The 22064-nt window shown below is 65.5% G+C and carries 21 protein-coding genes and 1 tRNA gene; 5 read left to right on the top strand and 17 right to left on the bottom strand.

Translation table 11 applies throughout. The features are described from left to right. Positions 1 to 64: 64 nt before the first annotated feature. The 4 genes from ACTJJX_RS15255 to ACTJJX_RS15240 all read right to left on the bottom strand — a co-directional run bounded on the left by ACTJJX_RS15255 (position 65) and on the right by ACTJJX_RS15240 (position 4706). The gene (locus ACTJJX_RS15255) at positions 65 to 931 is read right to left on the bottom strand and encodes a MaoC/PaaZ C-terminal domain-containing protein (protein ID WP_003112540.1); all 867 of its coding nucleotides are present in this window, start codon (positions 929 to 931) and stop codon (positions 65 to 67) included. Beyond that, complete coding sequence (locus ACTJJX_RS15250) at positions 915 to 3062, bottom strand: acetate--CoA ligase family protein (RefSeq protein WP_003158189.1); 2148 nt, start codon at positions 3060 to 3062, stop codon at positions 915 to 917. Before ACTJJX_RS15250 ends, ACTJJX_RS15255 begins: the two co-directional genes overlap by 17 nt. A gap of 109 nt (positions 3063 to 3171) precedes the next feature. After that, the gene (locus tag ACTJJX_RS15245; RefSeq protein WP_003158188.1) at positions 3172 to 4323 is read right to left on the bottom strand and encodes a thiolase; all 1152 of its coding nucleotides are present in this window, start codon (positions 4321 to 4323) and stop codon (positions 3172 to 3174) included. Beyond that, a complete protein-coding gene (locus ACTJJX_RS15240) occupies positions 4320 to 4706 on the bottom strand; it encodes a Zn-ribbon domain-containing OB-fold protein (RefSeq protein ID WP_003158187.1) in 387 nt (128 codons plus the stop codon). The genes ACTJJX_RS15245 and ACTJJX_RS15240 overlap by 4 nt, the downstream gene beginning before the upstream one ends. 157 nt (positions 4707 to 4863) lie before the next feature. Here ACTJJX_RS15240 and ACTJJX_RS15235 point away from each other — a divergent pair, with 157 nt between their 5' ends. Continuing rightward, entirely contained in the window at positions 4864 to 5664 is an 801-nt protein-coding gene (locus ACTJJX_RS15235) for an IclR family transcriptional regulator (protein WP_003120643.1), read from the top strand. Between the two features lie 39 nt (positions 5665 to 5703). On the opposite strand, the gene wapB is transcribed toward ACTJJX_RS15235, so the two are convergent. The 6 genes from wapB to dapA form a co-directional block, all read right to left on the bottom strand. After that, complete coding sequence (wapB, locus tag ACTJJX_RS15230) at positions 5704 to 6696, bottom strand: 1,2-glucosyltransferase WapB (RefSeq protein WP_014603190.1); 993 nt, start codon at positions 6694 to 6696, stop codon at positions 5704 to 5706. Positions 6697 to 7046: 350 nt separating this feature from the next. Further along, positions 7047 to 7136: transfer RNA gene (locus tag ACTJJX_RS15225), tRNA-Ser, on the bottom strand. 93 nt (positions 7137 to 7229) lie between these two features. Beyond that, a complete protein-coding gene (gene purC / locus ACTJJX_RS15220) occupies positions 7230 to 7940 on the bottom strand; it encodes a phosphoribosylaminoimidazolesuccinocarboxamide synthase (RefSeq protein WP_003108622.1) in 711 nt (236 codons plus the stop codon). Between the two features lie 28 nt (positions 7941 to 7968). Beyond that, positions 7969 to 8727 carry an MBL fold metallo-hydrolase gene (locus tag ACTJJX_RS15215; protein WP_003120645.1) on the bottom strand — a complete coding sequence of 253 codons (759 nt, stop codon included), beginning with the start codon at positions 8725 to 8727 and terminating at the stop codon, positions 7969 to 7971. After that, on the bottom strand, positions 8666 to 9856 hold the full coding sequence (gene bamC, locus ACTJJX_RS15210; protein WP_003086271.1) for an outer membrane protein assembly factor BamC: 1191 nt from the start codon (positions 9854 to 9856) through the stop codon (positions 8666 to 8668). The genes ACTJJX_RS15215 and bamC overlap by 62 nt, the downstream gene beginning before the upstream one ends. Before the next feature lie 17 nt (positions 9857 to 9873). Then, entirely contained in the window at positions 9874 to 10752 is an 879-nt protein-coding gene (gene dapA / locus ACTJJX_RS15205; RefSeq protein WP_003086270.1) for a 4-hydroxy-tetrahydrodipicolinate synthase, read from the bottom strand. Between the two features lie 183 nt (positions 10753 to 10935). On the opposite strand from dapA, the gene ACTJJX_RS15200 reads away from it, so the two are divergent. Further along, the gene (locus ACTJJX_RS15200) at positions 10936 to 11493 is read left to right on the top strand and encodes a glycine cleavage system protein R (protein ID WP_003086267.1); all 558 of its coding nucleotides are present in this window, start codon (positions 10936 to 10938) and stop codon (positions 11491 to 11493) included. Positions 11494 to 11504: 11 nt separating this feature from the next. Further along, positions 11505 to 11978 (top strand): peroxiredoxin, encoded by a 474-nt coding sequence (locus ACTJJX_RS15195; protein WP_003086262.1) that lies wholly within the window; start codon positions 11505 to 11507, stop codon positions 11976 to 11978. 59 nt (positions 11979 to 12037) lie between these two features. Here the strand turns inward: ACTJJX_RS15195 and ACTJJX_RS15190 are convergent, their stop codons facing one another. Next, positions 12038 to 13111: an AI-2E family transporter gene (locus ACTJJX_RS15190; protein ID WP_003108615.1), complete on the bottom strand. Its 1074-nt coding sequence runs from the start codon at positions 13109 to 13111 to the stop codon at positions 12038 to 12040. Positions 13112 to 13144: 33 nt separating this feature from the next. Then, positions 13145 to 13396 (bottom strand): sulfurtransferase TusA family protein, encoded by a 252-nt coding sequence (locus ACTJJX_RS15185; RefSeq protein WP_003086258.1) that lies wholly within the window; start codon positions 13394 to 13396, stop codon positions 13145 to 13147. A 163-nt stretch (positions 13397 to 13559) separates the two neighbouring features. Between ACTJJX_RS15185 and ACTJJX_RS15180 the strand changes: the two genes are divergently transcribed. Next, positions 13560 to 14993 carry a tetratricopeptide repeat protein gene (locus ACTJJX_RS15180; protein ID WP_003112546.1) on the top strand — a complete coding sequence of 478 codons (1434 nt, stop codon included), beginning with the start codon at positions 13560 to 13562 and terminating at the stop codon, positions 14991 to 14993. 108 nt (positions 14994 to 15101) lie between these two features. On the opposite strand, the gene nadA is transcribed toward ACTJJX_RS15180, so the two are convergent. Next, complete coding sequence (gene nadA, locus ACTJJX_RS15175) at positions 15102 to 16160, bottom strand: quinolinate synthase NadA (protein ID WP_003112547.1); 1059 nt, start codon at positions 16158 to 16160, stop codon at positions 15102 to 15104. A 748-nt stretch (positions 16161 to 16908) separates the two neighbouring features. On the opposite strand from nadA, the gene mvfR reads away from it, so the two are divergent. After that, on the top strand, positions 16909 to 17907 hold the full coding sequence (mvfR, locus tag ACTJJX_RS15170; RefSeq protein ID WP_003108614.1) for a multiple virulence factor transcriptional regulator MvfR: 999 nt from the start codon (positions 16909 to 16911) through the stop codon (positions 17905 to 17907). Here the strand turns inward: mvfR and phnB are convergent. The 4 genes from phnB to pqsD all read right to left on the bottom strand — a co-directional run bounded on the left by phnB (position 17860) and on the right by pqsD (position 22062). Further along, complete coding sequence (gene phnB / locus ACTJJX_RS15165) at positions 17860 to 18462, bottom strand: anthranilate synthase component II (RefSeq protein ID WP_003112548.1); 603 nt, start codon at positions 18460 to 18462, stop codon at positions 17860 to 17862. The genes mvfR and phnB overlap by 48 nt on opposite strands. Continuing rightward, on the bottom strand, positions 18440 to 20032 hold the full coding sequence (locus tag ACTJJX_RS15160; protein ID WP_016851907.1) for an anthranilate synthase component 1: 1593 nt from the start codon (positions 20030 to 20032) through the stop codon (positions 18440 to 18442). The genes phnB and ACTJJX_RS15160 overlap by 23 nt, the downstream gene beginning before the upstream one ends. A gap of 117 nt (positions 20033 to 20149) precedes the next feature. Next, the gene (gene pqsE, locus ACTJJX_RS15155; RefSeq protein ID WP_003086247.1) at positions 20150 to 21055 is read right to left on the bottom strand and encodes a 2-aminobenzoylacetyl-CoA thioesterase PqsE; all 906 of its coding nucleotides are present in this window, start codon (positions 21053 to 21055) and stop codon (positions 20150 to 20152) included. Further along, complete coding sequence (pqsD, locus tag ACTJJX_RS15150) at positions 21049 to 22062, bottom strand: anthraniloyl-CoA anthraniloyltransferase (protein ID WP_003117014.1); 1014 nt, start codon at positions 22060 to 22062, stop codon at positions 21049 to 21051. Before pqsD ends, pqsE begins: the two co-directional genes overlap by 7 nt. Positions 22063 to 22064: the final 2 nt, after the last annotated feature.

The raw sequence follows: 22064 nt of genomic DNA, 5'->3' as shown, positions 1-22064 counted from the left end.
GCAGGATTTCGGTTGATCTTCACGGCAGCCCGACGGTCGTTCCCTCGCGCCGCCGCCCTTCGCTTCAGTCCGGCCGCTCTGGCGGCGGACCTACCCGGCCGTTGTCCAGCACCACCACATCGCGCTCGACGACGCGAGTGCGGAACGAGCCGTCGCTCCACATCTCGGTACGCAAGGTCTCGCCGGGAAACACCGGAGCCGAGAAACGCACCTGCAGATGTCCCAGTTGCCCCGCGCGGTAGTCGGCGAGCCCGCGCAACACCGCGTGGAATGCCACGCCGAGGGTGCACAGGCCATGCAGGATCGGCCGCGGGAAGCCGGCCCGCAGCGCTGCCGCGGGCTCCGCGTGGAGCGGGTTGTCGTCGCCGTTGAGGCGGTAGTACAGGGCCTGCTCCGGACGGGTCGGCAGGTCGAGTCGCAGGTCGGGTGTCCGTTCAGGCAAGCGATGCGGCGTTTCCGGCACCTGCCGGGAACCACCGAAGCCGCCGTCGCCGCGAAGGAAGGTGGTGCTGCGGGCGACAGCCAGCACCTCGCCGCTGAGCGCGTCGCTGAGCACCTTCTCGCTGTAGAGCAGCGCGCCCTTGTCGGCGCCCTTGTCTACCAGACCGGTGACCCGGGTCCGGCCGATCACCTCGCCTTCCGCCGGCAACGGCCGCCGCCACTCCAGGCGCTGCTCGCCGTGAACCAGGCGCAGCGCGTCCACGCCAGTCGCCGGATTGCCCAGCCAGAAGCCCGGATGACCGAGCACCAGGGCCATGCACGGCAATGCCTGGAGATCGCGGCACGGATCGACGTAGGCCAGTTGGCGCTCGTCCAGCGGGTCGCCGCCCAGACCGAGGCTCAATGCGTAGAAGGCGCTGTCGCGCCGGCTGTAGCGCTGGCGTACTTCGGGGATCGGGTAGTTCAGGAGCACCTCAGGATCGAGCGCCATCGGCCACCTCCTCGACTTCCAACACCGCATCCACCGCCCAGGCGCCCTGGCCCTCCGGCAAGGCGATGACCGGGTTGAGGTCCACCGAGCGCAAGCGCTCTCCCGCCTCCCAGGCGAACCGCGAGAGATTCGACAGCAGCCGTGCCAGCGCCGCGACGTCGGCCCGCGGCCGGCCACGCGCGCCGAACAGGAGCGGCGCGCCTCTGATGCTACGGATCATCGCCTCGGCTTCGTCGACCTCGAACGGGCAGCGGCGGAACACCACGTCCTGCAGCACTTCGACGAAGATCCCGCCCAGGCCGAACAACGCCACCGGGCCGAACAGCGGATCGCGCTGGATCCCCATGAAGCACTCCACCCCGCCCTGCAGTTGGCGCGCCACCAGGACGCCATTGAGACGCGCCTGCGGCGCCTTCTCGGCGGCCCGGCGCAGGAGCAGTTGGAAACCGGCGCGTACCGCGTCCGCATCGCTTACGCCAAGCAGCACGCCGCCGATTTCCGACTTGTGCTGGATGTCCGCCGAGGCGAGCTTCAGCACCACCGGGTATCCGATGCCCTCGGCGAAGGCAACCGCCTCTTCGGCACTGCCCAGCACCGCCTCGGCGGCGGACTCGATACCGGCGCGCGCCAGCAGGCGCTTGGCCTCGGCTTCGCCGGGCGTGGAGGCGGGCAACTGTAGCCCGCCGGCAGGCCGGCGCAGGCGCAACGGCCGGGCGAAGGCTTCGCCGAGCCGCCCCATGGCCTGGATCGCCACTACCGCCCGGGTGGGGTCTTCGAACAGTGCGAAGCCGGCCTCCTCGTAGGGTGCCAGCTCCTCCCCCTCGCCCATCACCGAGACCACGAACAGACGCTCGGGATGAGCCTCCTTGATCCGCCGGAACTGCTCGGCCAGACGCGCGCCGATGGAGGCGGCGGTGCCGGCCTGGGTGAAGAAGGCGAGCAGCGAACGGTAGCCACCGTCGACCACCATCGACTCGGTAAAGTCGCGCACCAGCGTCAGGTCGTTCAGGGCCTGCGCGGTGCAGTCCACCGGGTTGATCGGCGAAGCGAAGGACAGCCGTGCCTTCAGCCGCTCCTGGGCCATGTCCGGCATCGGCGGCATCGGCAGGCCGACTTCCTCGGCGACATCGCTGACGATGATCCCGGCGCCGCCGCTGACGGTGATCATGCCGAGGCTGTTGCCCACCGGATAGATACGCCGGGTGGCGAGGTAGGCGATGTCCATCAGTTCCTCGGTGGTCCTGGCGCGGATCACCGCATAGTCGCCCAGCACGGCGTCCAGCACCTTGTCGTCGCCGGCCAGCGAAGCGGTGTGGGACAGCGCCGCGCGGCTACCCAGGGCGCTGCGCCCGACCTTGTGCAGGATCACCGGCTTGCCGGCGCGATGCGCGGCCTCCAGGGCGGCGAGGAAGCTGTCGACGTTGCGGATGGATTCGGCGTAGGCCATCACCACGTCGATCTCCGGCGACTCCACCAGCCAGCCGATGCTGTCGCCCAGGGTGACGTCGGCCTCGTTACCGGTGGCCACGCAGATAGGGGTTCCCAGGCGGCGCTGGCGCGCCATGCCGAGCAGGTGCGCGCCGTAGGCGCCGGACTGGGTGGCGATGCCTACCCGGCCGGGCAGCGGTACGCCACGTTCCAGGCTGGTGGAGAAGAACGCGTAGTAACCGAGGTTACTGTTGAACGCGCCCAGCGCATTCGGACCGAGCAGACGCATACCGTACTCGCGGGCAGCGGCTACCACCGCATCCTGCATCGCCGCGCCGGCCTCGCCGACCTCGCTGAATCCGGAAGAGAACACGATGGCACTGCGCGCCCCCTGGCGGCCCAGTGCCCGGACGGTCTCCAGCACCTGAGGCGCAGGCACCGCGACAATGGCCGCGTCCGGTGCCTGCGGCAGCTCCGCGACGCTGGCGAAGGCCGGTAGCCCCTGGATTTCAGCACGGTTCGGATTGACCGGGAGGATTTGCCCGGCATAGCCATGGCGCAGCATGTAGGCGATGGGTCGGCCACCGATGCGGGTCGGGTCGCTGGAAGCGCCGATCACCGCGACCGAGCGTGGTTCGATCAATGGAGTAAGACTGGCGAAACGGGGAGCGTCGATGAGCTGTTGCGAGTGGTTCGCTGACATGGGTTCACCTGATCCGTTTGTCTGTGGCCGGCACGACAACCTTCTCGCGGGCGAGCGCGCCCGCGGGACGCCGCCACGGCAGCGCCCGGAAGGCCTGTCGGCCAGGGGTCTAGAGCGTGTCGCCGGTACCGAGCAACGCGGTTACCTGGCTGGACAGCGTGCCGCCGTTGCCGTGCAGCAACGCCACGTCGGCCTTGGCCAACTGCCGCTCGCCGGCCTGGCGGCGGAGCTGGGTCACCGCCTCGATGATCAGGAACATCCCGTACATCCCCGGATGCACGCAGGACAGCCCGCCACCGTTGGTGTTCACCGCCAACTCGCCGCCGGGCGCGATGCGTCCGCCCTGGACGAATGGGCCGCCCTCGCCCTTGGCGCAGAATCCCAGGTCCTCGAGGAACAGCAGGGTGTTGATGGTAAAGGCGTCGTAGAGCATCACCAGGTCGATGTCGGCGTGCCGCACACCGGCCATCTGCATGGCTCGCGGAGCGCTTTCCGAGGCCGCCGTCACGGTGAGGTCGGGCATCGACACGATCGAGCGATGCCACTGCGCTCCGGCCGCGCCAAGGAAGTACACCGGCGCATTGGGCAAGTCGCGGGCGCGCTCGGCGCGCACTACCACGCAGGCGCCGCCGCCGTCGGTGACCAGGCAGCAGTCGGCGGCGCTCAGCGGGTCGCTGACCATCCGCGCGGCAAGGACGTCATCGACGCTCAACGGTCCGCGGGCGAACGCCTCGGGATTCAGGTTGGCCCATTGCCGGGCAGAGACCGCCACCTCGGCGAGCTGCTCGCGTGTGGTGCCGTACTGGTGCATGTGCCGGCTGGCCGCCAGGGCATAGGCGGTGATCGGGTGGCGCGGCTTGTAGGGCGTCTCGTGCCATTGTGGCTCGCTCATCGATACCAGGCGGCCGCCGGCGGTTCGCTGGTTGGAGCCGTAGCAGATCAGCGCAGCGTCGCAGAGACCGGCCTCCAGTGCCAAAGTGGCCTGCAGCAGGTGCAGCTCGAAACTGGAGCCGCCAATATTGGTGCCATCCACGAATTTCGGGCGGATGCCGAGGTATTCGGCGACCGACAAGGTGGGAAAGGCATGGGAGCTGGAGGCTGCGAAGATCGCGTCGATGTCGGAAAGCTTCAGGCCGGCATCGGCAATGGCCCTGAGCGACGCCTGGCCGAGCAGTTCGATGGCGCTGTAGCCCGGCGCCTCGCCGACGCCGGCGCTACCGATGCCGACGATGGCGGTCTTGCCACGGATGGCTGCGCTCATGGTCGTCCCTCCTGGTGGGGAACGAACACCACGACATTGGCACCATCCTGCTCGACGATGCGCGCCTGCACACGGGTGCCGATCGGCAGGCTCTGGTGCCCGTCGATCCGCGACATCATGCGCACGCCCTCGTCCAGGTCGACCAGCGCGACATTGTGATTGCCGCCGCGGGAGCGATTGACAGTGATCGCGTAGAGCGTACCCAGGCCGCTGGCGGGAACCCACTCGAGATCAGTCTCGCCGCTACCCGGCACCAACTGGCGCGGGTAGAACACATAGCGACCGCTGGAACGGCTGCGCTGCAACATGAAACGGCCCTGGGCGAGAAACGCAAGGTACTGCGCCTCAGGTCCCGGAGTACTGCCATCGGGAAGATCTGCCACGAGGTTTCTCCTTTGTTCTTGTCGACCTTTGCTGCAAAGTGCATCGCGCTGGACGCCGAACCGGATACTGCTTCCGCCCCCGGTTGTACGTTCCGGAAGGCCAGAATATATTCACTATCGTGAATGTCAATCACAATACTGAATGAAAAGAGGAAAAATGACCAAGGACGCCACAACCAAAGGCACCAGCAGCAAAGATGTCGGCGCGGTAGTGAACGCCATTCAGATACTTCGCCACCTGGCCCACGCCGACGGACCGCAAGGCGTGGCCGCCATCGCTCGCGCCACCGGTATCAGCCCGAGCAGCGCCTTCAATATCCTGCGCACCCTGAGCAACGAACGACTGACCTCCTTCGACGATGCGGGCAAGACCTACCAACTGGGCCTTGGCCTGTCGGAACTGGCCGTAGGATTCGTCGGACGCAGCTATGCCGACCTGATCCAGCCAGAGCTGGAGCGACTAAGCCTTGCCCACCACATCCTCATCGCCCTGTGGCAAGTCACCGACGATGCGCACATCCGCGTCATCGCCCTTGCCGCGCCGCCCGTCGCCCACGTCAACGTCGCCGTCGGCACGCGCCTGCCGGAACTGGTCGGCGCCGCCGGGCGTTGCATTGCCGGCCTGCGCGAACTGCCGGAGGACGAACTGCGCCGCCGACTGACCCGCGTGCGCTGGGAAAATCCGCCGAGCTTCGAGCGCTACCAGGCCGAAGCGACCGAGGCCGTCGAGCGCGGCTGGGCTATCGACCAGGAACACCTTTACCGCGGCGTGAGCATGGTCGCCAGCGCCATCACCGACCGCGACGGACAACCGCGCTTCGCCATCTCCGCGATCGGCATCAGCGCCCAGCACCAGCCCGACGACCTGGAACGGATCGGCACCAGCCTGCGGGATACCGCGCGCTTCGTGAGCCGCGCGCTATTTCCCCAGGGCGAGGCACTGAAGGGGAAATCCTGAAATGACATTCAACCCACTGAACGATTAGCCGGCCCGCCGTTATCGACCCGCGACGTCGGTACCACCTTTCAACCCGAGGACCGGCAGATAACGGAGGAAGCGCCAGAATCGCTTCAGCGTCACCCGGTCCCACGCCCGCAGCGGCACCGAGCGGAACAGCTGCCAGGCATATCGCCCATCCTGGACAACAGCCTTCTTCAGCGCCTTGTTCAGGATCAGTTGCCGGGCCCGGCGATAATTCGGGTGAGCCCGATAAGGCTCGATGGCTTGCATATCCGCCTCGTAATTGAGCTTGTACCTGCCGGACAGACCGCTTCCATGCCGGCGATAACGCCCCATGTAGGCCGGTAGTCGATGAATTTCATAGCCCTGCGCCGCGATCCTGAGGGTGATCTGGAAATCCTGCACGCGAATCGACGGGTCGAAGAAATCCGCCCGCTTCATCGCGTCCATGCGGTAGAGCGCCGTCAGCGGCATGACCACCAGGGTCTCGGCCAATGCTGCATCGAACCCCCAACGCTCCACACAACCCTCGCTGAAACCGTCTCGCGCCACTTCGTTACCGGCACTGTCGATACAGATATTGAAACCGCCCACGCACCCGACCTCGGGGTGCGCAAGCAAGTAGTCGACGCGCGTGTCGAGCGCTCCAGGCAGGACAATGTCGTCGAGGTCGGGAGTCATCACGAACTCCCCCCGCGCATGACGCAAACCGTGATTGAGCGCGTCGCTCACCCCTCGGTTAGCCTGGCGGTAGAGCTGGAAACCGTGACGCTCGCGGAGCATGGCGAGACGCTCATAGGTGTCGTCCGTGGATCCGTCATCCACCACGATCAACTCGAGATTGGGATAGCCCTGCGCGTAGATGCTGGCAATCGCCTCGTCCAGATACTTCGAGATATTGAAACAGGCGCAAACGACGGAAACGAGCGGTCGCATTTCTTCCTCCCCAGCCCTGGCTCCGGGACTCGGCACAAACCGATAACCTGGCTGTCCGCTGGAAGGAAACCGTGCCATGCAGCTCGGCCACACATCCGCGGCGCCTTCAAGCGCCGGGATACTAAGAAGAACCGCCCCGACCATCGAAACCGGCAGGTCGCCCGACCCGGCGCTCGAAGGACAGAAAATCGGAAGCAATGGAGAAATGCGCGCTCAGCGCACCCACGAAACCCAGACAGAGCGGGACGACCACCCAGAGGAGAAGGAAGGACAGAACGAAGGAAGGGCCCGCAGCATTCCTAGGAGAACTGCACGACCTGGCCAATACCCGAAACCATGGCACGGCTTTCTCGCCCGCCCCGCAGAGGGGACGCCCGAACGCTCGCCAGAAAAGACAAAGCCCCTGGAACGCCAGGCATTCCAGGGGCTTTGCTCATATGTAATGGCGGAGAGATAGGGATTTGAACCCTAGGAGCCATTGCTGACTCAACGGATTTCGAATCCGTCCCGTTCGACCACTCCGGCATCTCTCCGTGCGGCGCGCATGATACCAGCTTGTACGAAGAACGCGAAGCTTTCTTGAAGATTTTTTCGCGTTCTTTCAGATGGTTGCGCGCATTTAGAGGTTAAAGCGGCACGCCCAGGCGCTTGGCTACCTCTTCGTAGGCTTCGATCACATCGCCGAGGCCCTGGCGGAAGCGGTCCTTGTCCATCTTCTTGCGGGTTTCCTTGTCCCACAGACGACAGCCGTCCGGGCTGAACTCGTCGCCGAGGACGATCTGGCCATGGAACAGGCCGAACTCCAGCTTGAAGTCCACCAGCAGCAGGCCGGCGTCGTCGAACAGCTTGTTCAGCACTTCATTGACCTTGAAGGAATAGGTCTTCATCTGCGCCAGTTGCTCGGGAGTGGCCCAGCCGAAGGCCTGGACGTGGGATTCATTGATGAACGGATCGCCCAGGGCGTCGTTCTTCAGGAACAACTCGAAGGTGGGAGGAGTCAGGGCGATGCCCTCTTCCACGCCGAGGCGACGCACCAGGCTGCCGGCGGCGAAATTGCGCACCACGCACTCGACCGGGATCATGTCGAGCTTCTTCACCAGGCACTCGGTATCCGACAGCAGCTTGTCGAACTGGGTCGGAATGCCGGCAGCTTCCAGCTTCTGCATGATGAAGGCGTTGAACTTGTTGTTCACCGCGCCCTTGCGATCGAGCTGTTCGATGCGCTTGCCGTCGAAGGCGGAGGTGTCGTTGCGGAACAGCAGGATGAGACGATCGGCATCGTCGGTCTGGTAAACCGACTTGGCTTTGCCGCGGTAGAGTTCTTCGCGTTTTTCCATGATGGGCTCCGCTTACGGGTAATAGGGCCTAGGCGATCTCGCGCCAATCCAGGCCTGAATGCTGATCGGCCACCTGCAGCCAGTCCGGATCGCACCCGAGGGTGTCGACGAAGGTTTGCCGGGCCAGCTGCGGCGAGTTGTTCTTTTCGCTGAGATGGGCCAGCACCAGGTGCTGCATGCGGCCCCAATCCAGCTGCTTCACCAGTTCTGCGGACTGATGGTTGTTCAAGTGCCCTCGCGAACCGCCTACGCGGGCCTTGAGAAAATAGGGATACGGGCCACCGGCAAGCATCGTGCTGTCGTGGTTGGCCTCGACCACCAGAGCATCCACCGCACGATAGCACTCCAGCACCTCGGCCGTGGCCATTCCCAGATCGGTGAGCATGCCGAATCGCCGCTGCCCATCGGACAGCACGAACTGGGTAGGCTCGCGGGCGTCGTGCGAGACGCCAACCACCTGCACTTCCAGCCCGCGGATCGCCAGGCGCTGGCCGGCCCTCAACAGCTCGGCGGGGTGCACCGGGCGGCGCATGCCGCTCAGGGTACCCGCACTGAGATAGACCGGGATTTGGTAATGCCGCGCCAGCAGTTCGACGCCATGGATGTGATCGGCGTGTTCGTGCGTGACCAGGATCGCGTCCAGCTGCGCGGGGCTCAGCCCCAGGCGCGCCAGACGCTTGATGATTTCACGCAGCGGGAAGCCGCAATCGATCAGTATCCGGGTGTCAGAACTGCTCACCAAGGCCGAATTGCCCCGGCTTCCGCTGCCCAGAACCGCGAACCGCATTGCGCATGCTCTCCTGGAGTTTTTCCAGTACGTTTTGCGCGACATCGGCCGGCGCAGAGGTGTTGATGTCCTTGTCGACGGTGACCTGCACGGCGTCGCTGACGGTGGTCAGGCGGACCTGGTAGCGCTGCGCCTTGGCGTCTTCCTCTTCCTTGGTCTTCTCGCCGCCGCCGAACAGGCGACTGAAGAACCCGGGCTTGTCTTCGTCGGGCTTCTTCGCCCCTTCGGCGATGTTCACGTAGTACACGCCAAGGCTGCGGTTGAGGTCGTCGACGCGGATATCGGCGTTATCCAGGGCACGCCCGACACTGACCCAGGAGCGGTCGAAGTCGGATTGCAAGGTCAGCACCGGGTTGCCGCTGCCGTCCTTGCTCAACTCGAAGGTGCCGGGCGTGTCGTAGATCGAGTTGGCTGCCAGCAGGGAGACCGAGCCGCCCTGCTCGGCGCTGCGCGCCATGCTCGCGACCATCTCGTCGAGCAGCGCCGCGTCGAGGCTCGGCGCCACCGACTTGCTCGGCCAGCTCGGGCTGCTGGTGTCACCGGCGGCGCGGGTCTGGCTGAGCACGTAGACCTCGCTGGTATTGCTTTGCACGCCGGGCTCGATACGCACCCGAACCCGTGCCTGGCCGTCCGGCTCGACACCGCTCACGCGGCTGCTAAGGCGGCGTGCCAGCGGCGCGGAAAGCTGCGACAGCGATTGCCAGTCGGAACTGAACTCGCCGGTCTGCGGGCGCTCGTCGGCGATGCGGAAACCGTTCTCCTCGAAGAACTGCCGGGCCACCGGCCAGACTTCCGCCGGCGGACGCTGGGCCACGACCCAGCGGCTATCACCGCTGCGCTGCAGGCTGTAGTCGCTGATGTCGCCGGCGTTGGCCAGCGGCTGCGGACGCGGAACCTCGTACTCACCCTCTTTTTCGTGGGTGGTGGCGACGTTCAGCGGAATCGGCAGCAGCGGATCGAGCGGCTTGCTGTGCACCCCTTCGGGCAATTGCATGGGAGGCGTTTCGCGGGCGCCGAGGTAGTCGTCACCGCGGTCGCGGAAATAGCCCTCCGGCCCCCACAGCCAGCCGCAGCCGGAAGTGTTGCCGATAACCAGGGCGAGGGCGGTCAGTCCAGCCAGTCGCTTCATTGCGTGGAGCTCCTTGATCAAGCCAATACGCCGGTCTGGCGCATGGCCTGACGCAGCGGCTCGTGGCAACGCGGGCTGAGCCAGGTCAGGGGCAGGCGGATGCCCTCGGGGATCAGACCCATCTCATGCAGGGCCCACTTCACCGGAATGGGGTTGGATTCGATGAACAGCGCCTTGTGCAGCGGCATCAGGCGATCGTTGATGGCGCGCGCGGCTGCGGCGTCGCCGCGCATGGCGGCGGCGCACAGGTCGCTCATGGCGCGCGGCGCGACGTTGGCGGTCACGGAGATGTTGCCCTTGCCACCCAGCAGCATCAGCTCGACGGCCGTGGCGTCGTCGCCGGAATAGACGAGGAAGTCCTTGCCGACGCGCTCGATGACTTCCTTGGCGCGTTGCAGGTCGCCGGTGGCCTCCTTGATGCCGATGATGTTCGGCACCTTGGACAGGCGCTCGACGGTCTCCGGAAGCATGTCGCAGGAGGTGCGGCCCGGTACGTTGTAGAGGATCTGCGGGATCGCAACGGCTTCGGCGATATGGCGGAAGTGCTGGTACATGCCTTCCTGGGTCGGCTTGTTGTAGTACGGCGTCACCAGCAGGCAGGCGTCGGCGCCGCCGCTTTTCGCGGCCTCGGTCAGCGCCACCGCCTCGCGGGTGGAGTTGGCGCCGGTGCCGGCGATCACCGGGATGCGGCCCTTGACCTGGTCGACCACGCGACGGATCACCTGGATGTGCTCTTCCACGTCCAGCGTGGCCGATTCACCGGTGGTGCCGACGGCGACGATGGCGTTGGTGCCTTCCTGCAAGTGGAAGTCCACCAGCTTGGCGAGGCTGTCCCAGTCCAGTCGACCCTGAGCATCGAAGGGGGTGACCAGTGCCACCATACTGCCCGCAATCATGCAACCGCTCCTGCCGCGAAATTAAAGCGGTAATGGTACTGTCGGCGGCAGGCCTTGCACAAGACGAGCGCCACCTCGTCGGAAGCCGCTGACAGGCGGCAGACGTTTCCCTCGGCGGCGCTTTTCGCTACCCTTCCCGCTTTAGGTACGGCCCGTGCCGCCAGCGTATTCCAGGAAAGTTGAATGTCCACCAGCCAACCCCGCGAACAATTCCTTCTGATCAGCGCCCTCGGCCCCAATCCGATGGAGCTGACCACCCTGCTCTGCCGCGCCTGCGTCGAGAGCCGCTGCGCCGTGGTCAGCAGCCGCCTGACCCGCCACGGAGAGTTCAGCGCCCTGGTGCTGCAGATCTCCGGAAGCTGGGATGCCCTCGCCCGCCTCGAGGGCAGCCTGCCGGCCCTCACCAAGCGCGGCGACATCACCCTCAGCATGACCCGCAGCAACGCCCACGTGACCCGCGCCCAGGCGTTGCCTTACGTGGCCTATGTCAGCGCGGTGTATCGCCCGGACATCCTCAACGAACTCTGCCAGTTCTTCATCGACCACAACATCGAGCTGGAGAACCTGACCTGCGACACCTACCAGGCGCCGCACACCAACACCACCATGCTCAACGCCACGATTACCGTGACGCTGCCCGCCGGCACCCAGATCAGTTGGCTGCGCGACCAGTTCCTGGACTTCGCCGACGCCCTGAACCTGGATGCCCTGATCGAACCCTGGCGCCCCCAACACCCCTGAGGAGCCGAGCCATGCCGGTCGCAATCGACAAACCCGTACCCGACTTCACCGCCCCCGCAACCAGCGGCAAGGAGGTGACCCTGTCCGCGCTGAAGGGCAAGCAGGTCGTCCTGTACTTCTACCCGAAGGACAGCACCCCCGGTTGCACCACCGAGGGCCAGGGCTTCCGCGACCAGTACGCGGCGTTCCAGAAGGCCAATACCGAGGTCTTCGGCATCTCCCGCGACGGCCTGAAGTCCCACGAGAACTTCAAGTGCAAACAGGAATTCCCCTTCGAGCTGATCAGCGACAAGGATGAAGCGGTCTGCCAGCTGTTCGACGTGATCAAGCTGAAGAAGCTCTACGGCAAGGAATACATGGGCGTCGACCGCAGCACCTTCCTGATCGACAGGGACGGCGTACTGCGCCAGGAGTGGCGCGGCGTGAAGGTGCCCGGGCATGTCGACGCGGTTCTCGCCGCCGCCCAGGCGCTCAACGGCGCCTGAGCCCCGCCCCGAAAAAAAGGCCGCATCCGCGGCCTTTTTCATTTTTCATGCGGCCGATGCTATCGCGTGGCTGCCGGAGTCTCGGGAAGGTCCTTGGGCCAGGCATCCAGCACCGCTTTCACCAGGGTCGCCAGGGGGATCGCGAAGAACACGCCCCAGAAGCCCCAGAGCCCGCCGAACAGCAACACCGCGCAGATGATCGCCACCGGGTGCAGGTTCACCGCCTCGGAGAACAGCAGCGGCACCAGCACGTTGCCATCCAGCGCCTGGATGATCGCGTGGGCCACCATCAGGTAGATGAACTGGTCGCTCCAGCCCCACTGGAAGAAGGCGATCATCGCCACCGGTACGCTCACCACCACCGCGCCGATGTACGGCACCACCACCGACAGGCCGACCAGCAGGGCCAGCAGCGCTGCGTAGTTGAGCCCCAGGTAGGCGAAGGCGATGTAGGTCACCGCGCCGGTAATGACGATCTCGATGACCTTGCCGCGAATGTAATTGGCGATCTGCTGGTTCATCTCGGCCCAGACCTGTTTCATCAGCCCACGCTCGCGCGGCAGGTAGCGGTGGAACCAGGTATGGAAGCGCTTCTTGTCCTTGAGGAAGAAGAACACCAGGATCGGCACCAGCACCAGGTAGATCATGACGTTCACCACCACCGGCAGGCTGGCCAGCGACGAGGTCAGCGCCCACTGGCCGATCTGGCCGAATTCGCCGCGCGCGGTCTCGATGGCCTTGAGCACCTGCTCCTCGCTGATCAGGCTGGGATAGCGCTCGGGCAGCATCAGCAGCACGCTCTGCCATTCGCCGAGCATCCGCGGCAGTTCGTTGAACAGGGTGAACAATTGCTGCCAGAGCAGCGGCAGCAGGACCACCAGGAACAGCGCCAGCAAGCCGAGGAACAGGCTGTAGACCAGCCACACGGCGAACAGGTGCGGCACCCGGAAGCGTTCCAGCATGCCGACCACGCCCTGGATCAGGAAGGCGATCACCATCGCCGCCAGTACCGGCGCGAGCATCCCGCCGAAGGCGAGGATGACGCTGAAGCCGAGCACCAGCATGATCGCCAGCACCACTGCCTCCTCGTCGGAGAAGTAGCGCTGCATCCAGTCGCGTAACACCTTGATCATCGGAAATCCTGAATCGGAACGGCGAAGGCTCCGCTAACGCTTGCGCAGCCAGTATCGATAGACGCCTTCGGCGGCCTCTTCGCGCAGCAGTTCATGGCCGGCGAGCTGGGCGAAGGCCCGGAAGTCTCGCTGCGACCCGGCATCGGTGGCGATCACCTTGAGCACCCCGCCGCTGGGCAGGCGGTTCAGCTCCAGCTTGGCCTTTAGCAGGGGCAGCGGACAATTGAGACCACTGGCATCCAGCTCCGCGTCACATACCAGGGGGGATGAATCGTTATCCGTCATGACAGCCTCTCCCGAAGGGCCGACAAGCATACCCAAGCCTATCCGCCGCTGGCCAGTTGAAACGGCGCTCGAAGTCCAACAGCTTCGGGGTCTCGGGCAGATACCTAGGCAGTGCCGATAACCAACGGCTAAAGTAAGGCCTTTGCCAACCTGAGCCTCCTGCATGAATGTACTGCGCCCTGCCCTGTTGACGCTCGCCTGCATGCTCGCTTCGCCGGTCATGTCGGACGATCTGCCCTCCCTGGGCGACGCATCTTCCTCGATCGTTTCGCCGGAGCAGGAGTTCCAGCTGGGCCGCGCCTGGCTGAGCATGCTGCGCAACCAGGTCGATGCGATCTCCGACCCGCAGCTCAAGGACTTCGTCGAAAGCAGCGTCTACCGGCTGGCCGAAACCAGCGACCTGCAGGACCACCGGCTGGCCTTCATCCTCATCCGCGACGCACAGATCAACGCCTTCGCCGCGCCCGGCGGCGTGATCGGGGTCAACGGCGGGCTACTGCTCAACGCCCAGACCGAAGGCGAGTATGCCGCGGTGCTGGCCCACGAACTCGGCCACCTGATCCAGCGCCACTTCGCCCGCGGCATCGAGGCACAGCAGCGCATGCAACTGCCGGTGATGGCAGCGATGCTCGCCGGCATCGTCGCCGCGGCCGCCGGCGCAGGGGATGCGGGTATCGCGGCGATCGCCGGGACCCAGGCGGCGGCGATCCAGAACCAGTTGCGCTTTTCCCGGCAGAACGAGCAGGAAGCCGACCGCGTCGGCGTCACCAACATGGTTCGCGCCGGTTACGATCCGCGCTCGATGCCGAACATGTTCGAGCGCCTGGCGCGGCAGTACCGCTACGACGGCAAGCCGCCGGAGTTCCTCCTCACCCACCCGGTCACCGAATCGCGTATCGCCGACACCCGCAACCGCGCCGAACAGTATCCCCAGGGCGGCAAGGAAGACAGCCTGCGCTACCAGCAGATGCGCGCGCGCACCCAGTTGCTCTTCGAGGAAACCCCGGGGATGGCCGGCAAGCGCTTCCGCGCCATGCTCAACGACAATCCCAAGCTGGATGCCGCGCGCTACGGACTGGCCATCTCGCAGACGCGCATCGGCCAGCTCAACGATGCCCGTGACAACCTCAGGCAATTGCTGGCGAAGGCACCCAACGACGTGGCCTACAACCTGGCCCAGGTCGAGCTGGACATCACCGCCAACCGCCTTCCGGATGCCGATCAGCGGTTGAAGAAGATGCTCGCCCAGTTCCCCAGCAGCTACCCGCTGAAACAGGTGCGCGCCGACCTGATGCTGAAGATGGGCAAGCCGCAGGAATCGGAGAAGATCCTCGACGACCTGAGCAAGGCGCGGCCGCTGGACCCGGATGTCTGGAACCGCCTGGCCGAGGTGCGCAGCCTGACCAACAACGCCATCGGCGTGCACCAGGCCCGTGCCGAGTACCTGTCTCTGACCGGCGACTACCAGGCCGCCATCGAGCAGCTCGATTTCGCCAAGCGCCGCGCTGGCGGCAACTTCCAACTGGCTGCGCGACTCGACGCTCGCCAGCAGGAAATTCGCCAACAGGAAAAGATGGTCAAGGAAATGTTCCGCTGAGCGGCATATCCGAGGAAAAACACCCGGCGAAGCTCATCGAAACAGGGGGTTGGGCGAACAACCGCACCGCGCTTACTCGCCCTACGCAGCGGGACGCCCTCGCCAGGATCAGGCGTTCCCGGCCTGGCGCAGGCGCGCGGCCTGGGTGAAGTCGAGCATGCGCTTGAGCGGACGGACCGCCCTCGGGATCAACGCCGGGTCGACGAAGATTTCCCCGCTGCCCTCGCGCAGGCAGGCCAGGGTCCGCTCGAGCGTGTTCATCGCCATCCACGGGCAGTGCGCGCAGCTGCGGCAGGCGGCGCCGTTGCCGGCGGTGGGGGCCTCGATGAAATCCTTGTCCGGGCACAACTGCTGCATCTTGTAGAAGATGCCGCGATCGGTGGCGACGATGAAGGTCTTGTTCGGCAGGGTCTGCGCGGCCTTGATCAACTGGCTGGTCGAGCCCACGGCATCGGCCAGCGCGACCACGCTTTCCGGCGATTCGGGGTGGACCAGGATGGCGGCGTCCGGGTAGAGCGCCTTCATGTCTTCCAGCTGCTTGGCCTTGAACTCCTCGTGGACGATGCAGGCGCCATCCCAGAGCAGCATGTCGGCCCCCGTCTCGCGCTGGATGTAGCGTCCCAGGTGCTGGTCCGGCGCCCAGAGGATGGGCTCGCCGTTGTCCATCAGGTGTTCGACGATCTCCACCGCGCAACTGGAGGTCACGACCCAGTCGGCGCGTGCCTTCACCGCCGCGGAGGTGTTCGCATAGACCACCACGGTCCGTTCCGGGTGCTGGTCGCAGAATGCCGAGAATTCATCCACCGGGCAGCCCAGGTCGAGCGAGCAGGTCGCTTCGAGGGTCGGCATCAGCACACGCTTCTCAGGGTTGAGGATCTTCGCCGTCTCGCCCATGAAGCGCACCCCGGCCACGACCACCGTCTGCGCCGGATGCTGGTTGCCGAAACGGGCCATCTCCAGCGAATCGGATACGCAACCGCCGGTCTCCTCGGCCAACGCCTGGATCACCGGGTCGCAGTAGTAATGCGCCACCAGTACAGCATTTTGCGCCTTCAGTTCGGCCGCGATCGCCGCGCGATGCTCGGCGCTCTCCTGCTCGCTCAACACACGGGGTTGCTTGGCGGCCAGGTGGGCCTGTACCAGGAGTCGTTCGGAAATGTGCGTCATAGTCGCTACACCTGAAGGCGCAACAGCGCGTCTCTCGATTTTATACCCGGCGGCAGACTGGACCGCAGGGAACTGACGATTGCAGGTTTCGGGCACGGCACCCGTGTCCCCCTTGAGCAAACCCCGGGGATCCGCCTGCAAGGCCGCGGATTCTAACCGCATAGGTCGCGCCAGGGCCATCCCGGCATCCGTACCGGCCTGGCCGGTGGCTCCGCTAACAAAAGACATAGGTTTCGGTCGTTAGACCTACGCGACATAATTTTTTCGTTTCTTAGAACCGTCCCTGACTCGGCTCGCTCCACGACCGAACACGACATGCCGGCATGCCAGCGTTAATACTTTGGTATTATGCCCTTGGTATTAACGTTAAATAACCGGTAAATATCCGGATTTTCTTTTCGTCGAATTTACGAGCAATATGAAACATATTTCGTTGAAATAAGCTCTTCTTTCACATAATTATAAAAATATCCTGAAACAGAGCCGTCATCCCTCACCTCCAAAACGACGACTCCCCGTGCCGTGCGCCCGCCGCGCAGAAAGCGAGCCGGCGGCCGATTCCACCCTCGCACGCCAGCCCTTGCGCTTCACTGACCGACGGGAGGTTTCCCCGATGAAAACGTCATCCAGAAGACAAGTTGAAACACTCGGGCGCTATCTATCGAGTCCTCGACGCTTCTTCCACAGTAGCGGCAACCTGACCCGATCAAGGGAAGCGGCACGCGCCACCCAATAAAAGGAATAAGGGATGCCTATTCATAACCTGAATCACGTGAACATGTTCCTCCAGGTCATCGCCTCCGGTTCGATTTCCTCCGCTGCGCGGATCCTGCGCAAGTCGCACACCGCGGTCAGCTCGGCGGTCAGCAACCTGGAAATCGACCTGTGCGTGGAGCTGGTCCGTCGGGACGGCTACAAGGTCGAACCCACCGAGCAGGCGCTTCGCCTGATCCCTTACATGCGCAGCCTGCTGAACTACCAGCAGCTGATCGGCGACATCGCCTTCAATCTCAACAAGGGTCCGCGCAATCTCCGGGTGTTGCTGGACACCGCCATCCCGCCGTCGTTCTGCGATACGGTGAGCAGCGTACTGCTCGACGATTTCAACATGGTCAGCCTGATACGCACCTCGCCCGCCGATAGCCTGGCGACGATCAAGCAGGACAACGCGGAAATCGATATCGCCATCACCATCGACGAGGAACTGAAGATCTCCCGCTTCAACCAGTGCGTGCTCGGCTACACCAAGGCGTTCGTCGTCGCCCATCCGCAGCACCCGTTGTGCAATGCCTCCCTGCACAGCATCGCGAGCCTGGCCAATTACCGGCAGATCAGCCTCGGCAGCCGCTCCGGGCAGCATTCGAACCTGCTGCGGCCGGTCAGCGACAAGGTGCTCTTCGTGGAAAACTTCGACGACATGCTGCGTCTGGTGGAAGCCGGCGTCGGATGGGGCATCGCGCCGCATTATTTCGTCGAGGAACGCCTGCGCAACGGTACCCTGGCAGTCCTCAGCGAACTCTACGAACCGGGCGGCATCGACACCAAGGTGTATTGCTACTACAACACCGCGCTGGAATCCGAGCGCAGCTTCCTGCGCTTTCTCGAAAGCGCCCGCCAGCGCCTGCGCGAACTCGGCCGCCAGCGTTTCGACGATGCGCCGGCCTGGCAACCGAGCATCGTCGAAACGGCGCAGCGCCGCTCAGGCCCGAAGGCGCTCGCGTACCGCCAGCGCGCCGCACCAGAGTAGAGCGTTCTCCAGCAGACGCTGGCCGTGGGTGGTGAGAATCGACTCGGGATGGAACTGCAAGCCCAGCTGTCGATTGCGCGGATCGGCCATCGCCATGATCTCGCCATCGGCATCGGCCAGGCAGTCGAAACCTTCCGGCAGGCGACTGACCACCAGCGAGTGGTAGCGCGCGACGCGCAGGTCAGCGATGCCGTCGAACAGCGGGTGACGCTGATCGAAACGCAGGGACGTGCTCTTGCCGTGCAGCGGCTTCCTCGCCTCGCCCACCGCGCCACCGGCGGCCAGCGCCAGCGCCTGGTGGCCGAGGCAGACGCCGAGCACCGGCAAGCGCCCGCGGGCCCAGGCGAGCAATTCCAGCATGCAGCCGGCGTCTTCCGGCCGACCGGGCCCCGGCGACAGCACCAGCAGTTCGCAACCGTCGGCCAGCAATGCCGCCTGGATCGTCGGCAACGGCGTATCGTTGCGCATCACCCGGACCTCCGCGCCGAGCAGGCAGAACTGCTCGACCAGGTTGTAGGTGAAGGAATCGAAGTTATCCAACAGCGTGATGCGCATCGCGCTCTCCCCTTTCGCGTTCGGCAGCGGCCACGGCGGTCAGCACCGCCAGCGCCTTGTTGCGGGTTTCCTCGGCCTCCAGCCGTGGATCCGAATCCAGCACCACGCCGGCGCCTGCCCGGACCCGGGCGATACCTTCGCGGACCTCGGCGGAGCGGATGACGATGCTGGTATCGAGGTTGCCGGCGCTGTCGAGAATGCCGATCGCGCCACCGTAGCTGCCGCGATAGCCATCCTCGTACTGCCGCAGCAACTGCATGGCACGGACCTTCGGCGCACCGACCAGGGTGCCCATGTTCAGGCAGGCACGGTAGGCATGCAGCGCATCCAGTTCGCCATGCAGTTCGCCAGCCACGCGCGAGACCAGGTGCATCACGTGGCTGTAGCGATCGACCTTGAGCATGTCGCGCACCTGCCGCGTACCGCTGCGGCAGACCCGCGCCAGATCGTTGCGCGCCAGGTCGACCAGCATCATGTGCTCGGCGATCTCCTTGGCGTCCAGGCGCAACTCCGCTTCCAGGCGATTGTCCAGTTCCGCATCGATGGCGCCCCGGGCATCGCGTCCGCGCGGGCGGGTGCCGGCGATGGGATAGAGTTCCACCTCGCGACTCTCCGCGTCGTACTTCAATGCCGACTCCGGCGAAGCGCCGAACAGGCAGAAGTCCCCCGCATCGAGGAAGAAGCGGTACGGGCTGGGGTTGCGCAGGCACAACTGGCGATAGGCCCGCCAGGGGTCCGCACACGGCATGCTGAAGCTGCGCGACGGTACGATCTGGAACACGTCGCCGGCCCTCACGTGGGCCTGCAGGCGCTCTACCTGGCGGGCAAAGCTCGCATCGTCCAGGTCGACCTGGTAGTTGCCGGCCCGTACGCCTGCCACCGGCGACTCGGAAACCTCCTCCACGGCGCCATGGAATTCGTCGGCACACTGGCGCAGGCTGGCGGCCAACCGGTCGTGCCCGGCCGGATCGTGGACGAACGCCTGCAGCGAAGTCCGGCGCGCCAGGTGATCGATGTCCAGCAGCAACTCCGGCACCAGGAACAGGTAGTCCGGGCAATGCCGCGCAGGTTCGGCCGGCGCCGGCAAGGGTTCGAACTGCTCGGCCAGGTCGAAGCTGAACAGGCCGCCCAGCAGCGCGGGCCCCTCCGCGTCGCCCAGCGTTCCGAGCACGCGGCGCAGCGCCTCCAGGCTGGACAGGCCATGCAGGCGTCGCCACTCGTCCGCATGCGACTCTTCCTGGGGGAAGCGCCAGTGCAGGGTGTCGCCGTCACGCAAGCAGGTGACCTGGGCCGGACAGGCCTCGCTCAATGGCGCCAGCAAGGCACGTCCGTTGGAGTTCAACGCCCGCAGCACCACATCGCGCCCCCAGCACTCGATGCGCAGGCAGCTGGAAAGGATCGCCACGCTACGCCGCGCAGCCTTGCTGTCCACGTCGAAGCAGTCGAACAGCATCCGGTTGGCGCCGGCCATGCGCCAGATCGACAGCGCCTCCGGCACCAGCGTGCGGTACTCCAGACTTTCTTCCAGTCGATAGCCAACCCCGCTCACGAGCCACCTCCTCGCGCCCATGGGCGACTGGCCTGCGCGACGCTAGCGCGCAACGGCATGTTCATCATCGATAACCCCCCTTTTCCCCCAATTGCGACCGCTGCCGTCGGCGGCGATCGCCGCAATGGATGTCCCGTGTCAGTCCAGAGGCAGCGCCTGGCGGGAGAGAATCTCCAGCATCCGGCGCATGCTCCCCAGGTGCAGTTCGCCGGGCAGGAAGTCGACGCTCTGCCCACCCCAGGCGCGGTGCAGCTCCTCGCTCAGTTCGTCGAGGGATTCGCCCATGGACTGGCGCCAGAGCAACCGCCGGCACAGGCGCAGACACTCGGTATAGGCCGACTCGGCCCCATCCGCGGCCAGCCGCCCCCGCAGCAGGCCGCCGTGTCCCGGGATCAGTTGCAGCAGGGTCGGCAGACGCTGCAGACGTTCCAGGGACTCCAGGTAAGCCTCCATGTCGTCGAACACCAGCGGCCGCCACACCCCCTCTGCCTCGTCGAACTCGCCCAGGGCATCGCCGCAGAACAGGCGTCGGCGTCGCACGTCGTAGAAAACCACGTGATCGTCGCTGTGGCCGTGGGCCTCTATGACCTGCAGGCGATGCCGCGGTCCCAGCTCCAGCCACTCGCCGTCGGCCACCGCGCGAACCGGCAGAGCGTCCCAGGCACAGGCCTCGGGCAACCGCTGCTCCGCACGCAACAGTTGCCGGTTCAAGCGCTCGACCACCCGCACCGCGCTTTCCGACTTCCAGGCCTGGCAGGTCCGCTCGGACGCCAGGACCTGTACGTTCGGCAGCCGCGGACACAGGTAGGGCAGCAGGCCGCAGTGGTCGTAGTGCTTGTGGGTGATCAGCCAGTAGTGCACCTGGGACGGGTCGGCGACCCAGCGGCACAGGTCCGCCCAAACCAATTCGGCATCCCGGCTGATCCCTCCTTCAACCAGCGCCCAGCTCGCCTCACCGAGACGCAGCAGGAACACCGGCACCTGGACGTCCCCCAACAGGCACAGGTCATCATCCAGTTGACCGGGAGCCGAAAGCCTCAACATGGCCGGTTCACCTCCTCAGGTTTGCGGTACAGCGCCGCGCCCCAGGTCGCGCCGGAGCCGTAGGTCAGGACCAGCACCCGCTGTCCCGGCTGGATGTCCGGCCAGAACATCGCCAGCGTGACCGGGGTCGAGGCCGAAGCCATGTTGCCCAGACGATCCACGGTCACCGCGAACTTGTGCTGGGGAATGCCCAGTTGCTCCTGTACCGCATCGAGGATGCGCAGGTTCGGTTGATGGCAGATCACATGGTCGATGTCGTCCAGGGTCAGCTCATGGGCCGCGAGCATTTCGCCGGCGATCCGTACCAGGGTCTGGCTGGCATGCTCGAACATCGGCCGGCCGCGCATGAGGAACTCGCCCCCGCCCTCGCGCAGGACATTCTCGTCGAGGAAGGTCGGCGAGGCACTGCCCGGCGCCGCAGTCATCAGCAGGTCGAAGTAGTTGCCGTCGGCGCCCAGGCGCAGGTCCAGCAGGCCGTCGTCGAGGCTCTCGCCGGCGCTGACCACCACTGCGCCGGCACCGTCGCCGAGCAGGATCGACAGGTTGCGGCCGCGGTCCGAACAGTCCATGCGCTTGGACAGCACCTCGCCGCAGACCACCAGGACATGCCGTGCCAGCCCGGCGAGGATCTGCCCGCGAGCCATCTGCAAGCCGTACAGCAACCCGCTGCACTGTGCCCGGATATCCAGCACCGGGATGTGCCGCAGGCCCAGCAGCGGCTGGATCAGGCAGGCCTGGGACGGGTCGTGGTGGTCCGGCGACAGGGTGTTCACCAGCAACAGGTCGATGTCCTCCGGCAGCAGCCCGGCAGCCTCGATGGCCTGGCGCGCCGCCGGCACCATCAGCGCGCTGACCGCCTGTTCCGGCTCGACGTGATAGCGGGTGCGCACGCCGGTACGTTCGACGATGAACTCGTCCGACGTATTGATGCGCCCTACCAGGTCATGATTGCTGACCTGGCGTTTCGGCAGGCTGAAACCCAGCCCGGCCAGGATCGGATTACCCATGT

The organism is Pseudomonas sp. 22490, assembly GCF_052044465.1.
Taxonomy (GTDB): Bacteria; Pseudomonadota; Gammaproteobacteria; order Pseudomonadales; family Pseudomonadaceae; genus Pseudomonas; species Pseudomonas aeruginosa.
Note: the sequence above shows the minus strand (reverse complement) of the source record. Positions and strands in the feature narration are given on the sequence as shown.

Bases quoted from the DNA above. Each gene is read 5' to 3' on its own strand.
- ACTJJX_RS15255 (WP_003112540.1), bottom strand. From the start codon at position 931: ATGGCGCTCGATCCTGAGGTGCTCCTGAACTACCCGATCCCCGAAGTA.
- ACTJJX_RS15250 (WP_003158189.1), bottom strand. From the start codon at position 3,062: ATGTCAGCGAACCACTCGCAACAGCTCATCGACGCTCCCCGTTTCGCC.
- ACTJJX_RS15245 (WP_003158188.1), bottom strand. From the start codon at position 4,323: ATGAGCGCAGCCATCCGTGGCAAGACCGCCATCGTCGGCATCGGTAGC.
- ACTJJX_RS15235 (WP_003120643.1), top strand. From the start codon at position 4,864: ATGACCAAGGACGCCACAACCAAAGGCACCAGCAGCAAAGATGTCGGC.
- purC (WP_003108622.1), bottom strand. From the start codon at position 7,940: ATGGAAAAACGCGAAGAACTCTACCGCGGCAAAGCCAAGTCGGTTTAC.
- ACTJJX_RS15215 (WP_003120645.1), bottom strand. From the start codon at position 8,727: ATGCGGTTCGCGGTTCTGGGCAGCGGAAGCCGGGGCAATTCGGCCTTG.
- bamC (WP_003086271.1), bottom strand. From the start codon at position 9,856: ATGAAGCGACTGGCTGGACTGACCGCCCTCGCCCTGGTTATCGGCAAC.
- dapA (WP_003086270.1), bottom strand. From the start codon at position 10,752: ATGATTGCGGGCAGTATGGTGGCACTGGTCACCCCCTTCGATGCTCAG.
- ACTJJX_RS15200 (WP_003086267.1), top strand. From the start codon at position 10,936: ATGTCCACCAGCCAACCCCGCGAACAATTCCTTCTGATCAGCGCCCTC.
- ACTJJX_RS15195 (WP_003086262.1), top strand. From the start codon at position 11,505: ATGCCGGTCGCAATCGACAAACCCGTACCCGACTTCACCGCCCCCGCA.
- ACTJJX_RS15190 (WP_003108615.1), bottom strand. From the start codon at position 13,111: ATGATCAAGGTGTTACGCGACTGGATGCAGCGCTACTTCTCCGACGAG.
- ACTJJX_RS15185 (WP_003086258.1), bottom strand. From the start codon at position 13,396: ATGACGGATAACGATTCATCCCCCCTGGTATGTGACGCGGAGCTGGAT.
- ACTJJX_RS15180 (WP_003112546.1), top strand. From the start codon at position 13,560: ATGAATGTACTGCGCCCTGCCCTGTTGACGCTCGCCTGCATGCTCGCT.
- nadA (WP_003112547.1), bottom strand. From the start codon at position 16,160: ATGACGCACATTTCCGAACGACTCCTGGTACAGGCCCACCTGGCCGCC.
- mvfR (WP_003108614.1), top strand. From the start codon at position 16,909: ATGCCTATTCATAACCTGAATCACGTGAACATGTTCCTCCAGGTCATC.
- phnB (WP_003112548.1), bottom strand. From the start codon at position 18,462: ATGCGCATCACGCTGTTGGATAACTTCGATTCCTTCACCTACAACCTG.
- ACTJJX_RS15160 (WP_016851907.1), bottom strand. From the start codon at position 20,032: ATGGGCGCGAGGAGGTGGCTCGTGAGCGGGGTTGGCTATCGACTGGAA.
- pqsE (WP_003086247.1), bottom strand. From the start codon at position 21,055: ATGTTGAGGCTTTCGGCTCCCGGTCAACTGGATGATGACCTGTGCCTG.
- pqsD (WP_003117014.1), bottom strand. From the start codon at position 22,062: ATGGGTAATCCGATCCTGGCCGGGCTGGGTTTCAGCCTGCCGAAACGC.